General features: G+C 53.7%; 9 protein-coding genes. 5 read left to right on the plus strand and 4 right to left on the minus strand.

Translation table 11 applies throughout. From position 1 onward, the window contains the following. Positions 1-389: 389 nt before the first annotated feature. Positions 390-2,156 (plus strand): gamma-glutamyltransferase, encoded by a 1,767-nt coding sequence (ggt, locus tag R0137_RS05265; RefSeq protein ID WP_407329104.1) that lies wholly within the window; start codon positions 390-392, stop codon positions 2,154-2,156. 114 nt (positions 2,157-2,270) lie between these two features. Then, positions 2,271-4,055, plus strand: a complete 1,785-nt coding sequence (locus R0137_RS05270) for an ATP-binding protein (RefSeq protein ID WP_407329105.1) — start codon at positions 2,271-2,273, stop codon at positions 4,053-4,055. On the opposite strand, the gene R0137_RS05275 is transcribed toward R0137_RS05270, so the two are convergent. Further along, a complete protein-coding gene (locus tag R0137_RS05275) occupies positions 4,052-4,681 on the minus strand; it encodes a response regulator (protein ID WP_407329107.1) in 630 nt (209 codons plus the stop codon). The two genes, R0137_RS05270 and R0137_RS05275, sit on opposite strands and share 4 nt — an antisense overlap. A gap of 218 nt (positions 4,682-4,899) precedes the next feature. Between R0137_RS05275 and R0137_RS05280 the strand changes: the two genes are divergently transcribed. Both R0137_RS05280 and R0137_RS05285 read left to right on the plus strand, forming a co-directional pair. Next, entirely contained in the window at positions 4,900-10,494 is a 5,595-nt protein-coding gene (locus R0137_RS05280) for a hypothetical protein (protein WP_407329109.1), read from the plus strand. A gap of 125 nt (positions 10,495-10,619) precedes the next feature. Further along, positions 10,620-13,184, plus strand: a complete 2,565-nt coding sequence (locus R0137_RS05285) for a tetratricopeptide repeat protein (protein ID WP_407329111.1) — start codon at positions 10,620-10,622, stop codon at positions 13,182-13,184. A gap of 143 nt (positions 13,185-13,327) precedes the next feature. On the opposite strand, the gene R0137_RS05290 is transcribed toward R0137_RS05285, so the two are convergent. From R0137_RS05290 to R0137_RS05300, 3 genes are all read right to left on the minus strand, one after another. After that, positions 13,328-13,846 (minus strand): nuclear transport factor 2 family protein, encoded by a 519-nt coding sequence (locus tag R0137_RS05290; RefSeq protein WP_407329112.1) that lies wholly within the window; start codon positions 13,844-13,846, stop codon positions 13,328-13,330. 62 nt (positions 13,847-13,908) lie between these two features. Beyond that, the gene (locus R0137_RS05295) at positions 13,909-15,423 is read right to left on the minus strand and encodes a serine hydrolase domain-containing protein (protein ID WP_407329114.1); all 1,515 of its coding nucleotides are present in this window, start codon (positions 15,421-15,423) and stop codon (positions 13,909-13,911) included. A gap of 120 nt (positions 15,424-15,543) precedes the next feature. After that, the gene (locus R0137_RS05300) at positions 15,544-16,617 is read right to left on the minus strand and encodes an alpha/beta hydrolase fold domain-containing protein (protein ID WP_407329115.1); all 1,074 of its coding nucleotides are present in this window, start codon (positions 16,615-16,617) and stop codon (positions 15,544-15,546) included. 68 nt (positions 16,618-16,685) lie between these two features. Between R0137_RS05300 and R0137_RS05305 the strand changes: the two genes are divergently transcribed. Continuing rightward, a complete protein-coding gene (locus R0137_RS05305) occupies positions 16,686-17,105 on the plus strand; it encodes a helix-turn-helix transcriptional regulator (protein WP_407329117.1) in 420 nt (139 codons plus the stop codon). Positions 17,106-17,253 lie beyond the last annotated feature (148 nt).

The raw sequence follows: 17,253 nt of genomic DNA on the forward strand, positions 1-17,253 counted from the left end.
AGCACAAGTCAACCTGGTAACTCTTTGATTTACTTACGAAGGCAGTCATTGAAGAACTGGCTTTTAACCAATTGGTCGCTGGTTCGAACCCAGCACGGCCCACCATTTTCTCTCCAAGATAGGGCGCTTTGCGCGGCTTTACTTACGTGGCCCTAATCTAGCCGCTATCAAAACGTACTCTGCTTTTGAGTAAGTCCAACTAGCCCGCAAGCCCAAATCGTTCTAGTTGCATTGCCGTCGCTTCTAGCTTCCTAATCTTGCCCTCCATGCAAATCGCGGTTCACCATCGATAGCTGCGTTTTCGCCCTTGATATGGCTGGCTTTTGCCGCTTAGATGATCACATACTCATGAGATCGATCGGCTTAAACTCATAATTTGGGACACGTTCATGTTGAAGAATTTTCGTCACCTACGACTTGCCATCATTCCGGTACTGGCCACGATCTCTATTTTCGCAATAGGCTCCCAGAGCTTTGCTGAACAGGACGCATCTCAGCCGCTGTTCGAATACAGCGCTATCAATCACCCAGTCCTTGGAAAGCGGGGCATGGTGGCAAGCCACAATGAACTATCCAGTGAGATTGCGGCGGAGATTCTTGCAAAGGGTGGGAATGCTATTGATGCCGGTGCAGCCCTTGGATTCGCACTCGCCGTCACTCTGCCTCGCGCGGGCAATATCGGAGGCGGCGGCTTCATGCTTGTGCATGTAGCGGCAGAGGACAAGACCATTGCCATCGACTTTCGGGAAACCGCGCCGGCTGCAGCGACTCGGGACATGTACTTCGATGACGATGGAAACGTCGTACCCAATGAAACCTACCGTTTTTCTCATAAGTCGTCAGCGGTTCCCGGATCGGTAGCAGGACTCGCTCATATCGTGGAGGAGTACGGCACCATGACCTTAGCGGAGGTTTTGGAACCGGCGATTCGCCTGGCGCGCGATGGTATTAAGGTCACCTACGACCTGGCAGCGGATTTGTCCCGCAGTCAGCGGCTTAAGAATAACCCCGCGGCTTTGCGCAAGTTCTATAAACCCGACGGTTCGAACTACGAAGTGGGTGAGCTGTGGAAGCAGCCCGACTTGGCCTGGACCCTGTCGGAAATCGCTGAACACGGCGTAGACGCCTTTTACAGCGGTAGTGTCGCAGAGAAAATCGTCGCCGACATGGAGGCTCATAACGGTCTAATCACCATGAAGGATTTAGCCGACTACCAAGTGGTCGAGAGAGAACCTGTGCGCGGGACGTATCGCGGCTACGACATAGCCGCGATGTCAGCCCCCAGTTCTGGCGGCACCCATGTTATTCAAATGCTCAATATTCTTGAGAATTTCCCCTTGGCGAAAATGGGCCCGGAGAGCGCCGACGCTTTACACGTTATGGCCGAAGCGATGAAGTTCTCTTACGCCGATCGTAGCAAGTATCTCGGCGATCCCGATTTTGTCGAAGTGCCCACAGAGACTCTAGTGAGCAAGGCCTACGCTCAAGATTTGGCTGCAAGAATCACTATGGATCAAGCATTGCCGTCGGGCAAGATTGCGCCGGGTAATCTTGCGATCTACGAAAGTGATGAAACCACCCATTACTCTGTAGTGGACGCCGACGGCAATATGGTCGGGAACACCTATACCCTGATGTTCACTTTTGGTTCCGGTGTCGTGATTGAAGGCACGGGCATCCTCATGAACAACAATATGGGTAACTTTACCTTGCGCTCAGACATTCCGGATGCTTTCGGGCTCATGGGCAGCGAGAATAACTTGATCCGCCCTTATCGGCGTCCCGTGAGTTCCATGTCACCCGTGATGGTGTCCCGAGATGGCCAACCTCTGTTGATGACCGGCAGCCCGGGCGGTTCAAAAATCATCAGCGCCAACATGCAGATGGTTTTGAACGTACTCGAGTTTGGCATGAACATCGCCGACGCTACGGTAGCACCGCGCATCCACCATCAGTGGCAACCCGATGTCATGCAAATTGAAAGCGGTATCAGTCCCGACACCGTGACTCGTCTGATTGATCTAGGCCACAACATTAGTTTCAGCAAGCGCAGCGCCGGCATGGGCAGTCTTCAAACGGTGATGTGGAAGGACGGTCTGTTTTACGGATATTCCGATCCAAGGCGACCTGGCGCAGGGGCGGTTGGAGTTAACTGAATCGAAAGTGCGCTTAGCTCAATCGGGTCCGGCACCCACTCTGTTTACCGAAACTTTGGTGGCTTATTTTTGCTCGCTGCTTGAAACTGTGACGGAGAACTTCGAGTACAGTTGATGTCAGAGAACGCCGAGCCCAAATCGCTATTGACGACCGCGCGTGATGACGCCGTTGACAAAATTCTTGTCGAGCAGGTTAAGACGCTTTACGACTCGATTGCCTCGCTGGTGCTTATCAATTCGGTTGTAAGTGTTGCCCTGGTATACGCCTTTTGGTTGGTTGTTCCTCAGTCGCAACTTTTGATTTGGCTGGGGCTGGTGTTTTTGATGCTCGGCGCCAGAGTAGCTGTCTATCGATCGTTTCGACGGGATTTTCACGAGAAAAATCTGTCTCGATACAAAATGTTTCTTGTGCTGGGTAGTGCCTCGGCCGGGGTCGTCTGGGGTATTGGCGGACTGATTATGTTTGCCCCTGGGCAGTTTGAGTACCAGCTGCTTATTCTTCTGAGTCTGTTGGCAATGGCCGCGGGTTCGGCGTTTTCTCTTAGTATCTATATGCCGGCATATTTTGCGTTTGTACCCACCATGTTGCTGCCTATTACGGTGGAGATGTTTTGGCTTGGTCAATCCGTTTATTTTGCCCTTGGCATGGTAACCATAGTTTTCTCGTTGGCACAGACGGCGTTCAACCTCAAAATCAATAAGAGTCTCACCGGGGCAATGGCGCTGCGGTTTGAGAATCTGGAACTGATCGATGAATTGCAAACCAAGCACCTAGAAGCGGAAGAAGCTAACAGGGCTAAGTCAACTTTTCTAGCGGCTGCCAGCCACGACTTACGGCAACCGCTCTATGCTCTTACGCTTTTTACATCGGCGCTTAAGGAGGAAGACAATAGTCAGGCCACCAACGAAATCGCCGGACAGATTGATCGGTCTGTAAGTGCGCTACAGAGTTTGTTCGATGCCTTACTTGATATCTCCAAAATGGATGCCGGCTATAGCGACCTCAAAAAAACTACTATCCCACTGGCCCCTGTTTTTGAAAACCTCGCGCACGAATTTGATCCAATTGCCCGGGAGAAAGGTCTTGACGTTCAGTGGCCTGATGCCACTTGCTGTGTTCTGAGCGAGAGGAATCTGCTTGAGCAGGTTCTCAGGAACTACCTGTCAAACGCTGTTCGCTATACAAACCAAGGCGGCATTACCGTCAGCTGCGATATTGGACCCGAGGAGGTGAAAGTTTCTGTGAAAGACACTGGCCTTGGGATTGCATTAGAGAGCCAGGGGGCAATATTCAATGAGTTCTATCAGATAGATAACCCGGAAAGAGACCGCAAAAAGGGCCTGGGACTTGGACTATCCATTGTAAAGCGCGCGGGCAAGCTACTGGGGCATGAGATAAGCGTTGACTCCCTCCCCGGTGAGGGTTCGACCTTTTCCATCGTGCTCGACAGGGTCTATGAGAGCAGTGGCGAGGGGTCCACTACCAGTGAGGAGCAGAGCGTCGCTGAGGTGCTTGATCAACCCCTAGTTATCGTTATCGATGACGAGGAAAGCATTCGGGAAGGGTTGGAATACCTTTTGAGAAGCTGGGGTTGTGAAGTGATATCTGTCGCTGACGATGCTGATGCGATAAGACAGCTTGACGCTTTTGAGCGGATCCCGAATGCGATAATTTCTGATTATCGTCTGCGTGACCAACGAACGGGCGTGGAAGCTATAGAGTCTATAAATGCGGCCTGCGGTACAAAGATTCCAGCGCTTATCATCACCGGCGACACGGAAAATGACGCTCTGATGAAAAACACATCGAGTGATTGGGGGCTGTTGTACAAACCAGTTGCACCGGCCAAGCTGAGGGCGTTTTTGCGCAGCTCGGCCGCCAGGAGTGATCTGAGCTAGTTTATAGGGATGTCCAGATTCATCTTTTTCGCTACAAGCGCAGCCTGCGTGCGGTTTTTGACACCGAGCGCTTTAAAAATTGAAGACAAATGCATTTTTGCTGTCGCCTCGGTGATATCCAGCGTCGCCGCGATTTGCTTGTTTGACGCACCGGCGGCGACCTTGGACAGCACTTCACTTTGTCGCGGTGTGAGTGTATCCGGCGTGTGCTGTTTGGCTGTGACACCTTCGTCGACGGAACTTGATGGCGGTGTGTAGACGCCCCCATCCAGAATCAAGCGCACCGCACCTAACATTACCTTGGTGGATGTATTCTTATGAATGTAGCCCATTGCTGAAGTTTGCATTACCCGGTCTACATCGGCCTGATCCACAGAGGCGGATAGAACGGCGATGGGTACTGTAGGGTGATTCTTGCTTGCCGTGGCCAGAATGGAAAAACCATCCGCTCCCGGCATATTTAGGTCCAGCAGCATTAGATCCAGATCCTGATGTGCGTCCAGCGCAGCGAAAGCTGAAGCAGCGTCCTGGGCTTCAATGATGCGGACCGATGTCTCTAAACCCTTTAACAGGTGGCAAAGGCCTTCGCGAAACAGCGCGTGGTCGTCAACAACTAGAATTTTCATACCGGATTGCAACTTTATTCCTGTCGACGAATGAGGGTCTTTAGTCTGATGGATTACAGACTTTAGTCTATAGCCAGAGGTATACCTTTGACTAATAGTTGGCATAGATAAGTAGCGCTAAGCTAGTCCATTGGCAGAACTATTCGTTATCTGAGCTTAGGTGCAATGCAATTTGCGGCCCGGTTCAACGATATAGAACAACGTTGCAAGGACGCTACATGAAATCTTACAGCTACCTCCTCCCGGCCTCTTTTGTAGTCTGCACTTCTGCAGCCCTGGCGGGTGTTCCAACACTATACAACACAGAAACGGTGCAGTACCGAGGCAATAACTACACGATTGACAATGCCAGTGTCTGGAGCGCCGACGGCCCGGGTCGTATTGAGGGCAGTTGGGAGCTCACCGAGAGCCAATGGGATTACCTGCTAGGTCGTCCGCCCCGCGCTCGTCTAGGCGTTGGCGCGGTGCTGGAGCAGTGCATCGTGGGCTACTGCATTAAGGCGGGAGCCGCAGCGGGTCTTGAACTGGAGGCCTATGTACTGCCTTACGCGGAATACGCGGTAGACCCGGGTACCTTCGATGCCTCTGTCAACTACGCGCCATCTGTCGATTATCAGTCCAGCGGGCTTGGCGTTGATTTTTTTAAGCTCAATACCGATTCGGGGTTTGATGCCGATGCTTCAAGTTTTCTGGTTAAAGCGCCCTCGTTGGAGTTTGAGACCGGGCTAAACATCAATACAAACCTGAACTTGTTCGCAGAAGCCTGCCTGCTGGGATGCTTCCTTGACGAGACCTACAATCTGGCATCGCTGGATTTTCAGCTGCCGCTGGTGCAAATCGACACCCTGGACTCCAAAGCTAAGGTTTTCTCACCCCCCACGGGTATCGAGGACATCCCAGTGCTCATAGAAAGTATCGTAGAGCTCGTAGAACTGGCTGCCACGGACACTGGGTTTTCCCTATCGGGAGCTGGCGAGAGTGCTCTGGAGGACATACTCTACGACGACATTTCTGCTGTTTTGGCTAAGGTATCTGAAGACCAGTGGACGGATTACAAGGACGATCTAAAGTCAAAGGGAGATAGCGGAGATACATCCGCACAACAGAAACTTGACCGCATTGAGGAAGCCGAGGCTTTTATTGAAGCCAGCCCGGTGAGCCTGGATTTTTCTAACCCATTCACAGAGAACGCTGAGGGCGAGTGGGGCGGAGTGGGTGGCGACATCGGCACCGCCGGTTTTGGCGGCGACCTACTGAAAATCGATTTAGACGTTGATGAGGTTATAGGCTACGCCCTAGGCTTGACGACTGGCGGTACGTTAGGGCTGGAAACTATAGGTATCACGGATTCGCCCATAAATGTTGAGGTGGAGCTGCTCGATCTGCAGATAGGACCTCGCTTCGATCTCCAGACCGACCTGACACTCTCACCTGAGCTGATGGTTGATCTCGCGTTTACTGCGCCGGTATTGATCAAGGGCGAGATTGGCAAACAAACAAGTTACCAAGGTACCTGGGAGAACATTCCAGAGATTGCGCTGGTGTTCACAGACCCTAGCGAAGGCCTGGGAGAGGTCGACTTTAATGAAGCCGTTGTTGCAACGCCAACGTTTTCGGTAGAGGCGAAGCTCAGTAACCACACTTACATAGACGTGGCGGTAGGCGGGGCGCTCAGCGGACTGAGCGCGACCGTGGAGATTGAGGGCTTTAGTAGCCTCGAAATCGGGCCGGTGATCAACTTCCCGTTCGAAAGCGACAGTCTGGCGCAGATAGACATTTACAAGGCTGCGTTTGAAACTGGCCAGTGGACCGCTCCGACCGGCGATGACAGAAAATCCGGCGCGACTCGAACAACTACCGAGTTCAATCCGGCTACGCAGCAAAATGTGGAAAAAGTCGTTATCACTCCTTTTGAAGGACTGTCTTTTGACCCCAGCGGTGAAATCGTCTTTCAGGCGCGCTCCAAAACCACCGATAACGATGTGGCCAGGGGCGACGCGCGGGTGCAGCAGTTCCTGAACACGAACAAGCTGATCGCAGCTGACTTAGCCATGCGTGGTTACGATGAAAAGCCCTTCGATACTTTTTCGAGTGTGCTCTCCACGGAACGCTTGTTTGAGTTTAGCGACAGCACGGTAAAGACAGAGGTTGAAAATGTCTTCAGAATTAACGTCGGTCAACATGCCCAGGTCATGACCGACGGACAATTCAAAGTGAGCGACGGAGGGGACAGTTTTCAAACATCGGGCGATAAACTGAATATCGAGCGTGGCGGCAGCCTGGAGCTGGGCGCGAGAAACCCCTACGGCGGTAGCACCGGAGCCAATCCGAACCAGGCCACCCAAGGGGCTTACGGCTTCATAAACCAGAACGTCACCCAGATCGAAGGCGATCTGTATATGAACGGCGACAGACTCGCCGGCGGAGACCCCGACCGCTACAAGTTTGTTAACACCGGTGGCGCCACGCTGCGCGTCGGTACCCAGGGGCGACTCAAGTTCGACGGTAAATTCGAAAACCAATCCACGAATGAACGAGGGTTTGTCACCAACAATGGAAACATAGAGCTCACGGCCGCTGATAATGTTTCCACGGGTATATTCAGGCAGTTCTACGGCGCCGAGCTCGACCTGTTCGGCACGCTGTCGATCTATGAAGGTACCGACAGTAACAGCAATTCCTTTCGCGATCTGTACAACAACGGGCAGGTAACGCTGTACTCGGGTGCGCTACTTGATGTGCGTGGAGGGGAGAAAATCGCCAGGGTGGAGCAGGCCTCGGACTTCCTCAATCAGGGCGAGCTCGCCATCCACAATGGCGCCACCTTTGTACTCTCAAACAATGATGCCGGCATTGTCCCGAAGCAGAATCAGTCCGTTGACAGGGCTATTTTTGAGAATCTTCATATCGTGGACAACCAGGGCGTGATCCGCAACGAGAGCGGTCAGAAGATTATTAACGGTAGCGTCGGCACCGATTGGCAGGCGATGCGCGGCATGGACGATCCCCTTGCCTATGCCCGGCAACAGCGCGACGCAGCGCTGGGCCCGCTGCCCGACGACTATGCATCGGCGACCTTACTCGCCGAGCAAGCCGCGAATCAGGCCAACATCAAACGGCTGGATTTCACTTCAAAGCTTATGAGTTTTGTGAATGACGCTGCAGCGTCTGTTGAGGGCACAACCCGCGGCGTTTTTGACGTATGGTTAGATTCGCTGATAAAACGAGAGCAAGCTCGTAGCAACAATGATACCGAGCTGCTCTCGGTTTACTCTAGCCAAGAAGAACTTTTTAATGAGCTCACTTCATCTCAGGCGAATACTTTTACCACAATTTACAACGATCAGTTTGGCTCTACCGTACGCTCGGCGGAGTCGGAGTACGGTGTAGCCCTCCGTGACCGCGCTGCGGCCAATGCTCACGAGAGGGATATCCGCAGAGCCATCGATGCCATCGTCGAACAGGGCACGGGCCCTGCGGTTATGATGAACGGCAAAGACGGCCTCATCGTCAACCGGGGTGAAATAGTCAATCACGCCGTCCTGGTCAACAGCGCCAGCGGCGAGATCTACAATGACACCGGCGGCAAGCTGGATAATGCCGGCGGTTACATCCAGAACAATGGCCTGCTGGTTAATCAGGGCGGCGCAGAACTGGTCAACAACGTTGGTGGCGTCATCGACAACGGCATGAAGGTCCTGCGCGATCTTGTCGGGATACTGGGAATCGCCGAGCTGGTCAATCTGGGCGAGCTGTCCAACAGCGGGGAAATCGTAAACAACGACACGCTGGTGAACTATGGCCAGATTGCCAACGGCGACAGCGCTGGTAATGGCGTGCTGGTCAACAATGGCATGGCGCATAACCTGGGTACCGTCACCAACGATGCAACGCTCAGCAATCTCGCCGGTGCACAGTTCAACAACCACGACACCGTGGTCAATAATGGTTTGTTGGTCAACGACGGAGTGTTCAACAACGGGCTTGATCCCTACGGCCAAGTAGGCACTAACGTGGTCTCTATTGGCCGAAGCACCGATGTCATGAGAGCAACAGGCTTCAATTTTTACCGCTATGAGCAAGGAATTCGCGAATCTGAGAACGTGATCCTCGCGCTTAAGGAGCTGGTACGTGACAGCAGGGCGAGAGAAAATCTTGTGGGACTGGAAGAGGTTTCCACAGGTAATTTTTTGTTGGATCTTTTTTACACGCCGTTTAACCAGTTGCTAGAGGATGAGTACCGGAAGACCCTAAATGCCGCCCGAAGCAAGACCGAGGCGCTTGAAGGCAGGCTTGCTGATGCGGAGTCCCAACGCTTTATTGACGTCACCTTTCGCGACTCGTTGAACGCTGTGGTACGCGACAAGTACATAGATACCGATGGGAATACGCGTTATGGCGAGTACGGCGTCGATCTGGCTAACGTGGTGTCTTACAACACCGCCAACCTGGAGAACAACGGCACCATTGAGAACCGTGGTTTGCTCAATAATCTTGCCACCATTACTAATAATGAAGGAGGCCTGATCCGAAACAGTGGCCTGCTCATGGTGGGTCAGTCCGGCAAAATCAACAATGCTGGTCACCTGTTGATCGAGGAGACCCAATTCGAACGACTGGGTCCCTCGGGTGAGACCATCACTGAGTCATTGCCGGGTACGCTGGTCTCCAATGGGACTGTTGATAATTCGGGTTTGCTTGAAATCACATCTGGCACCCTGATCAATGGCACATTGGAGAATCGTGTTGCCGTTATCAATAACAGCGGGCAGATAAAGCTATCTGGTGCGGTGGAGTTGGTCACTGATCCCAGCGGAGTGACATCCAAAACCTATAAAACGGCCAGCTTGATTAACCAGGCCACCATCAACAATCAATCCGGTGGAAAGTTGACGATTGGCTCTGCGGCCGCGTTGGTGCAAGACTCTTTAGCCTACGCGATGAATACCGTGGCGAACTTCGGCGATTTGGTGAATGAAGACGGCGCCAGCATCGAAAATTATGGGCACCTTTACAACGCGGGTCTGGTGGACAATCAGGCGGGTTCCAGCTTTGTTAATGAAGGCTTGCTCAACAACTCCGCTGCCGGGGAGGTTCGGTTTGCCGAGTCTACTACCCTGGGCGGACAGGTGATCAACAACGGCCTGATTACCATGGGCGATTCAGAGCTGCTGACGTTGACCGGTAGTATTGGCGGCAATGGAACCTTTGTCGGTGATACGCTGCTTAATCAGCTTGTGGACCCGTCACTGCGGCCCGAGGACCGTGAGGTCATCAACCCTGGTAATAGCCCCGGCCTGCTGACCTTTGACGGCAATGTCATTGCTATGGGTGTCAACTGGGTTATGGAGATTTGGGGTACCGAGCGAGGATCACAGTTCGGCTACGATGCCGTAGACATTACCGGCAGTTTCCAACTAGCTGGTGACATGTCACTTTCTATATTCTCTCTACTTGATTTCCAGAGTGTCACTTCTCAGTCGTTTACTTTCCTGTCCATCACCGGTGATCTGCTTGACGCAGCCGGTTTCGTGATACAGAGCTCGTTCGCGTTTAACAGCTTTGCCGAAAACCTGGGCGACAACTGGGCGGGGAGTTGGAACAGGAGCGGCAGTGGTTGGGGGCTGGTATTGGATTTCATTGGCGACGAAGCTGCAAACCAGGCGCTGGTCGATCAGTTGCCTGCTATATCTCTGGCGCGATTGCAGTCAGAGGCGTCTGATGTGCCGGCACCCGGAACGCTATTCCTGTTCCTGTCAGGGCTGGTGGCGGTACGCTATCGCCGCGTCGGTAGCGCCACCGCATCGGCTTGATTTGTTCACCTCCACAGCCGTAGTAATCAAGGCCAACTCATCTTAAGCTGGGCTGGCGCTTCTCTGTGGAGGCGCCGTTTCTTTTAGATAATCTCTGACACTTACCAGTACGCTGGAGACAAGCTATGCGGGTCCGCGTCCTCATTGTTGCCACAGTCATGTTACTGGCGGCCTGCTCACGACCAAGTACACCGCCCGAGTATGTTGAGGCGGGCAGAGCGGCTGCGGCAGCAGGGCGCTCCAACGAAGCAGCCTTGTACTACAAACAGGCCTTGCAGGAAGACCTCGACTACATCGAGGCGCGTTTGGAACTGGGCGTCCTGTACATTGCCTTGGGCGATTTGGAAGCAGCGCAGCGGTTTTTGAGCGCTGCGGTCGAGGCGGATTACCAGCTCGACACCGCTGTGCCCCTGCTGGCGTCTGCTTTGCTGCAGCAAAATAGGGTTTTTGCGCTGGAGCAGTTGCTGGACGAGCATAAGGCGGCAGCGCTGGAACCCGCGACTCACCTGCAGTTGGGTCTGTATGAGGTCTTGTTGTATGCCCGCACTAACCGCCATGATACAGGTCGAATGGCGCTTACGGCCTTGGGCGATGCAGCGCTCGATTGTGAGTTGTGCCTGCTAACCGAGGCTCACTTGCGCAGCAATGACGCCCCCACCGATGCTTTGGCAACACTGGACGAGTTGTTGCTGCGGTACCCCGATAACGCAGAGGCCCACCTGCTGCGCGGGCAGTTGTATTTTGCCCTGCGAAACCCCACTCGCGCCTTTCAGGACTTTGAAGACTTCAAGCGTTTACAGCCACTGGCGGGCTACGCACAATTCCTGCTTGCGATGACGGCACTGCAGTTGGAAGACCGAGCGATCGCCGAGCGTCATGTGAACAAGCTACTGGCGGCCAACCCTCGGCAGCCGCTGGCTAACCATCTAAAAGCCTTGTTGGCATTTGAACACGGTGACTATGCCCTTGCTGGTGAGCACGCGGAACTCTCTATGGGTCGAGGCCTCAAGTCGCCCGCCAATTTCCTTGTCGCCGGGGTTTCGGCCTATCATCTGGCTAGGCCGGAGGCCGCCCTGCATTATCTTCGCAAGGCCTCAGTGGCTTACCCGCGTAACGCCGAACTGCAGCGCTTGATGATGCTCCTTAACCTGCAGCTTGGCGACCTCAGCGCGGCGCAGGAGAGCTTTGTCAGCCACGATCTGCGTAATGTTGAGGACGTGCTCTTCGGCAATTTGATGGCTTATCAATTAGTGCAACGAGGACGTTTTGGCGAAGCAGGCAGTGTTCTGGACTACCTCGAAAACACTCCGGTCAGGCAGCCTGCCATTCGTTTACAAACCCAGGCATTGAAGGCACAGCTGGAGCTTGGTGAGGTAATGGCAGGCGAAGAGCTTTCAGCAGAGGCGGAGGAGGGGGAGTCCACCGGGCGTATGGTGCGTATCATGATTTTGTTGGAATCAAATGCACCGGAGGAAGCCCAGCAGCAGGCAGAGGAGTGGTTGCGCGATGAGCCAGGCAGTGTGGATGCCCTGAACGTGCAGGCCTACGTTTTTCAGCAAACTGACCAGCCCCAACTTGCTTTGGAATTGTATGAGCGGGCGCTGTCCATTGACCCGGCCAACAGCCCCAGTTTGTTTTACCTTGCGGCGCAAGCGGTGGAGCAAACAGCCTACCGTCGAGCCACTGAGCTCTACCTGACTGTTCTTTATAACAACCCGGAGAATCTTTCGGCGCTGCGAGCGCTACTGGGGCTGACTTTTGCTACCCAGGCAGCACCGGATTGGGACCAGCTGCTGCAACCACTTAACAACGCGGTGTTATCCGATGATCAGGTGGTAGCAGTCTCCGATGCGCTGTTCCAGTGGCAGCAATACTCAAAACTGAATGCTTTTCTCGCCGAGGCCAGAGAGCAGTCCGAGTGGTCTGACACCTTGTGGATGATTTGGCTCAAGAACGAGTTTTACCTGTTTGGTGTGGATCAATTTCTGGAGAAATTCGATCTTTACTACCAACAAAACTCGCTCCCCGATCACGTCCTTTTTGCTCTTTCGGTACTAGAACAGCAGGGCCAGTGGGAGCTCTCACTGACGCTAATTGATCGTCTGGATGAGAACACTCAGCGAGCACAATCCTTGCAGCTGGCCAAAGCCGTTGCCCTTGTAGAGCTACAGCAGTTCGATGAGGCGGAGCAGCTACTAGCGCAGTGGCCGGGGGAGGGTGCACTCGCGTCTGCCCGTTGGTATCTCCAGGGTCGGTTAAAGGGAGTTCAAGGCGACTTGCCTCAGTCGGCGAGCTACCTGTCGGCCTACTACGACAGCTCTCCCGGATTTCACTCGGTGAGTCATCTGGCCGATGTGCTGCTAGAGGATGGGCGAACCGAAGATATGGCCGCGCTGGCTCGACGGCATATGTCAGAACACCCGTCGGATGACAGCGCGCGCCTTGCACTGGCGCTCAGGTTGGCGCCAACGCATTCGGAGGTAGCGCTGGAACTGCTGCAGAACGAGCGAAGTGACTGGCAGATACGTCGCAGCTGGAAGATGTCCAACAATGTGGCCTGGCTATATTTGCAGCAGGGTCTACCACAAGAAGCGTTGCCTTACGCCAATAACGCGCTAGCACTCAACCCCGAAGACGAGCAGGTGAAGGTCACCCACGCCCGGGTGTTACGGGCGCTGGAGGGCTCTTAGGACTTTGGCTGTAGAAAAAAATGGTCGCTGCTTAGTGTTTAGCGCGGGCCACTAAATTTTTGATGATTTAACTATTGTGTTTGGCGCTGTCATACCCGTCGCTCTCTAGAACGGGCCGAACGCTCGTTAGATGAGCGCTGTATCTACTTCGTCTCAAGTACTCCGTACTTCCTCTGTAACTCACTCACGGTCGTCTCTGCAGCCGAGTACTCGACGTAATCATGATGTTCTTTAACTTTGCCATCCGTTACGCGAATTATCGAAAGCACCTTTCCCGGAAGGCTTATCCAGTCTTTGTCGACGTTCCAGTAAGCGCCCGCTACACGCACATTGATATCGAGATTCACAACAAAGTATCCCGCTGTTTCGAAACACTGAGTGGTTGTGTAGCTGATCTTGCTTGTTCCTGACTCTTCGGACCCACTGCGCCAAAAACCGGCAATGCTGGGGGGGCCTACGCGATGGATGGGGTCACTATCAAAGTAGATCATTGTCGGGTCAGTGTAGACAGCGTCATCGGCAAGCATGGATTCCATCTTCGACCAATTCATTGTTTCGATAGCGCTAAGGTATTGCTGAGCGACAGAGCCTTCGGGGCATGCGTAGATCGTACTAGCTGACAACAGTTGCACGCAGAGGCCGAAGGCGAACATTTTGTTCATCGCTATCGCGCTCCGTCGTCAATCTTTTTCATCGTTAAAGTGTAGGACAGCCTCCAGGGCTCTCATGGATCAATTCGCTCCATGTAAGAGTCACCATTGATCATTCGCGTGACTCGGCCATTCTCCTCGACGAAGCGTGTGACTTCTCCCACTGGTCCGCCTCCCGTCTCCGCTTTGATGACAAAAGTGTCGCCTGTGAGCGGCTCTAGGGTCGAACGGATCTTAAGTCTTGGCGCGTTGATGTTGATCAGCACCAGTTCCTCATTCATCTCGACGACCTGAAAATCGCCCCAAGGGCTGCGATAGATCCCGGCAAAGCGTGCCCACTCTGGATCCCAACGCTTTTCGCTGTCTGTTTTTGTCGCTTTTGCTACGGCTGTGCCAACGGTTTCCATGAGCTGTGCAGAGAGCTGGGAGGGGTAAGAGTCCAACGTATTGGTGAGAACAATCGCGCCAATCTCATCGTCTAACTGTATCCGCGTATGCGTGGTGTAGCCGGGATAGCCACCGCCATGGCCGACCTGCAGTTTGTCGCCCACCCGCATCACCGAAAAACCAATACCCTGGCCCCGCGTCCAGTCATTCTCTAGCATGCGCACACGATGCATCTCCCTGAGTGAGGCTGTACTGAGTATGCGATTGTCACCGCGGGGACCTTCACGAAACTGTGCGGATACAAAAGCCGCCATGTCCTCAATGGTTGATGTGAGGCCAGTCGCGGACGACATTGAGCGAGCATCCACAAAGGGCATGACCTCACGCTCTTGATTCGGAATCCGTCTGCCGTAACCCGTCGCCAGTTGCGGGTCTTCGGCGTCAACACTGCTCGCCGACATCGCCAGAGGATCAAAAATATTATCTTGTAAGTAAGCTGGCCAAGACTGGCCGCTGACAGTTTCTACTATCATGCCAGCGAGCGCGTAGGCCAAGTTAGAGTACTTCCAACGCACCTCCGGTGAGAACGCCGCTTGCCGCTCGGGAAGTAGTGCTTGGAGCTCTTTCTTGGTGGGGAACTCATAATCGGACCAATGAGTTCCAGCCTCGCGGGGAAGTCCTGAGCTGTGGGTAAGTAGGTGTTCAACAGTTACCGCTGGGTCATCAGCGGTAGCCGTTTTAAACTCAAACCATGGCAGGTAGTCGGAGACTGGGTCGTCAAGACGTAGCAGGCCCTTTTCACGAAGCTGCATGATCGCGGTCGCTGTAAACAGCTTGCTGTGGGACGCCATCCTGAATCGGGTGTCGTCGGTCATCGGACGCTTATTCGAGAGATCTGCATAACCGAAGCCTTTAGACCAAATCAAGTCATCACCTTTGACGAGCCCAACTACAATGCCCGGGAGTTCCCGCTGAGCGATTTGGCCCTCCAGCCAGGCCGAGAACAGGCGAATCGATGCCTGTACATCGGGATTTTCCATCGGGGTTAGATCGGAGATAGTTGAGGCAGATTCCCCAATGGGCGGGTCACCGGCTTGGGCAACCGCAAAAGCGCTGGCAAGTACTAGTGCAATGATTGCCGCTAGTGAGCGCTTTGATTTGTACAAGGCGGTTGAATCGTTTGGGCGTACTGTAGGACTCACTGAGCGTTTCATATGTCTCACGTCAAAGGCTGTGTGTATCAAGGCTAGCATGTTTGAGTGTCGCGGCTTGGTTCCCGCGAACGTCGGTCGCAGGAGTAACTTCTATTATGCGTCGTCTTCTTAGGAACCGTCTTTTACACCCCTAACCCCGAGATGCCGGCGTAAGAATCCCGAGGCCATGGCAAGAGATTTTTCAGTTTCTTTGCTATCAAAACGTTCCAGATGATGGCGTGGACTGTCCCAGTAGCGTATTTCTCCGTGACCGCCGGCTTCTCGCATCTTCTCTATCATGCGCAGGGCATCGTCAAAGTGCATGTCATAGCGGCTCGTGTGTACTGCAAGCGGTGGTAGTCCTTTCAATTCAGCAAAAATCGCCGAAGCGAAGGGGTCTGTCGTGGGGACAACCCCTAGATAGGCTTTTGCGCAAAACGCCGCTGTTTCCATACGAAAAGGACTGTCTGCGGTGGCGCTCTTTGTAATGTAGGACCAACCGGACAAGCTCAGATCGTTCCAGGGAGAAAACAGCTGCAGGGCAACAGGCATTTCTTGGCCTTGCTCCTGAATTTTCAGCAACGCACCTAAGGTCACGCTCGCTCCTGCCGTATCTGCGGCAAGAACCACGTTGCGCGCTCCGTAGCGCTCTATGCCCCACTGACATAGAGCCACAGTGTCATTGATCGCCGCGGGAAAGGGCGCTTCGGGAGCCAAGGCGTGTTGGTTAATCACGGTGTCGGTGAGGCAGAGTTCACCAAGCTGCCGGGCGCAGTTTAGTTGCGCAGAGGACGGCGGAAGCATAAACCCACCGCCCGCGGTATAAATCAAAAGCTGATCGTTTTTGGGGGAATCACAGAGCCACGCTGCATGAGCGGGGGCGTTATCAACAGGTTCCAAGTCAAAGGACGGTTTAGCCGTAACAGCAAGCGTACCTGCTCGTCCGCTAGCGTAGTCGCTTCGAAGCTCTAAAAGTATCGATTCAAGGCGTTCACGATCGTCCAGGTGATCGAATGCACGGCGGATTCTTTTTAGCAAAACGCGCTCGATTACACGGTTTTCGAGGCGCGAAAAAAAACGATCGCACAACAGTCGCCAATGCTGACGCTCGTCAGCAATACGCGTTGCTAGACCGTCCTGATGCAACTGCAGCAGCCGCTGACCCGGCGATAGCGCTAGGGTGGTGGCAAACCCGTCAGCCATTAGCTCTTGTCCGATTTAAGAGGCCTCTTATACTAAAGAGCACCGTCATTCGGAACAATGGGGTTCTTTTGGCCAATCGTCGGGATAAGAAAGCCGGTAAATCTCAAGATAGTGAAGTCGACGCCCTCGGTGAGCTGCTATCCGCGGCGGGGATTTTGGGGGAGGATCGTGCGGGGGACCCGACACAGGAAGCGCGTTTGGGTGAGATTCTGGGCCACTATGACGCTGACATGCGCATTGCGCTTACGCAACGAGTGGTTTCAGATGAGAGCTTAAAGCCCATTAAAATCAAGCGCTTCTGCGAGGAACACGCTTTGACTGGGGCAGAAATAAAGGTTGTTGAGTCTCTCTGTTTGGGGCGCTCGATGGCCGAACACGCAGCAGAGCACTTCATTAGCCCCAATACTGCGCGCACACATCTTCAGCGCGTGCGCGAAAAAACGGGTATTAGCCGTCAGGCTGATATTGTCAGTACCGTCTTAGCTTAAGCACCACCTTCTCTAAATATACGTCATTCGACGTATGGGCCTTCGGGCGTATCAGGAGCACTCTTTTGTCCAGTTAGTTGAATTCCTCGCAATGCGCATGAATCGGCTAGCGCATTGCGTGTAATGAAGCGCGCGATGGACAAGGAGC

This window comes from Congregibacter brevis, from assembly GCF_045689245.1.
GTDB lineage: Bacteria > Pseudomonadota > Gammaproteobacteria > Pseudomonadales > Halieaceae > Congregibacter > Congregibacter brevis.

Bases quoted from the DNA above. Each gene is read 5' to 3' on its own strand.
- ggt (WP_407329104.1), top strand. From the start codon at position 390: ATGTTGAAGAATTTTCGTCACCTACGACTTGCCATCATTCCGGTACTG.
- R0137_RS05270 (WP_407329105.1), top strand. From the start codon at position 2,271: ATGTCAGAGAACGCCGAGCCCAAATCGCTATTGACGACCGCGCGTGAT.
- R0137_RS05275 (WP_407329107.1), bottom strand. From the start codon at position 4,681: ATGAAAATTCTAGTTGTTGACGACCACGCGCTGTTTCGCGAAGGCCTT.
- R0137_RS05280 (WP_407329109.1), top strand. From the start codon at position 4,900: ATGAAATCTTACAGCTACCTCCTCCCGGCCTCTTTTGTAGTCTGCACT.
- R0137_RS05285 (WP_407329111.1), top strand. From the start codon at position 10,620: ATGCGGGTCCGCGTCCTCATTGTTGCCACAGTCATGTTACTGGCGGCC.
- R0137_RS05290 (WP_407329112.1), bottom strand. From the start codon at position 13,846: ATGAACAAAATGTTCGCCTTCGGCCTCTGCGTGCAACTGTTGTCAGCT.
- R0137_RS05300 (WP_407329115.1), bottom strand. From the start codon at position 16,617: ATGGCTGACGGGTTTGCCACCACCCTAGCGCTATCGCCGGGTCAGCGG.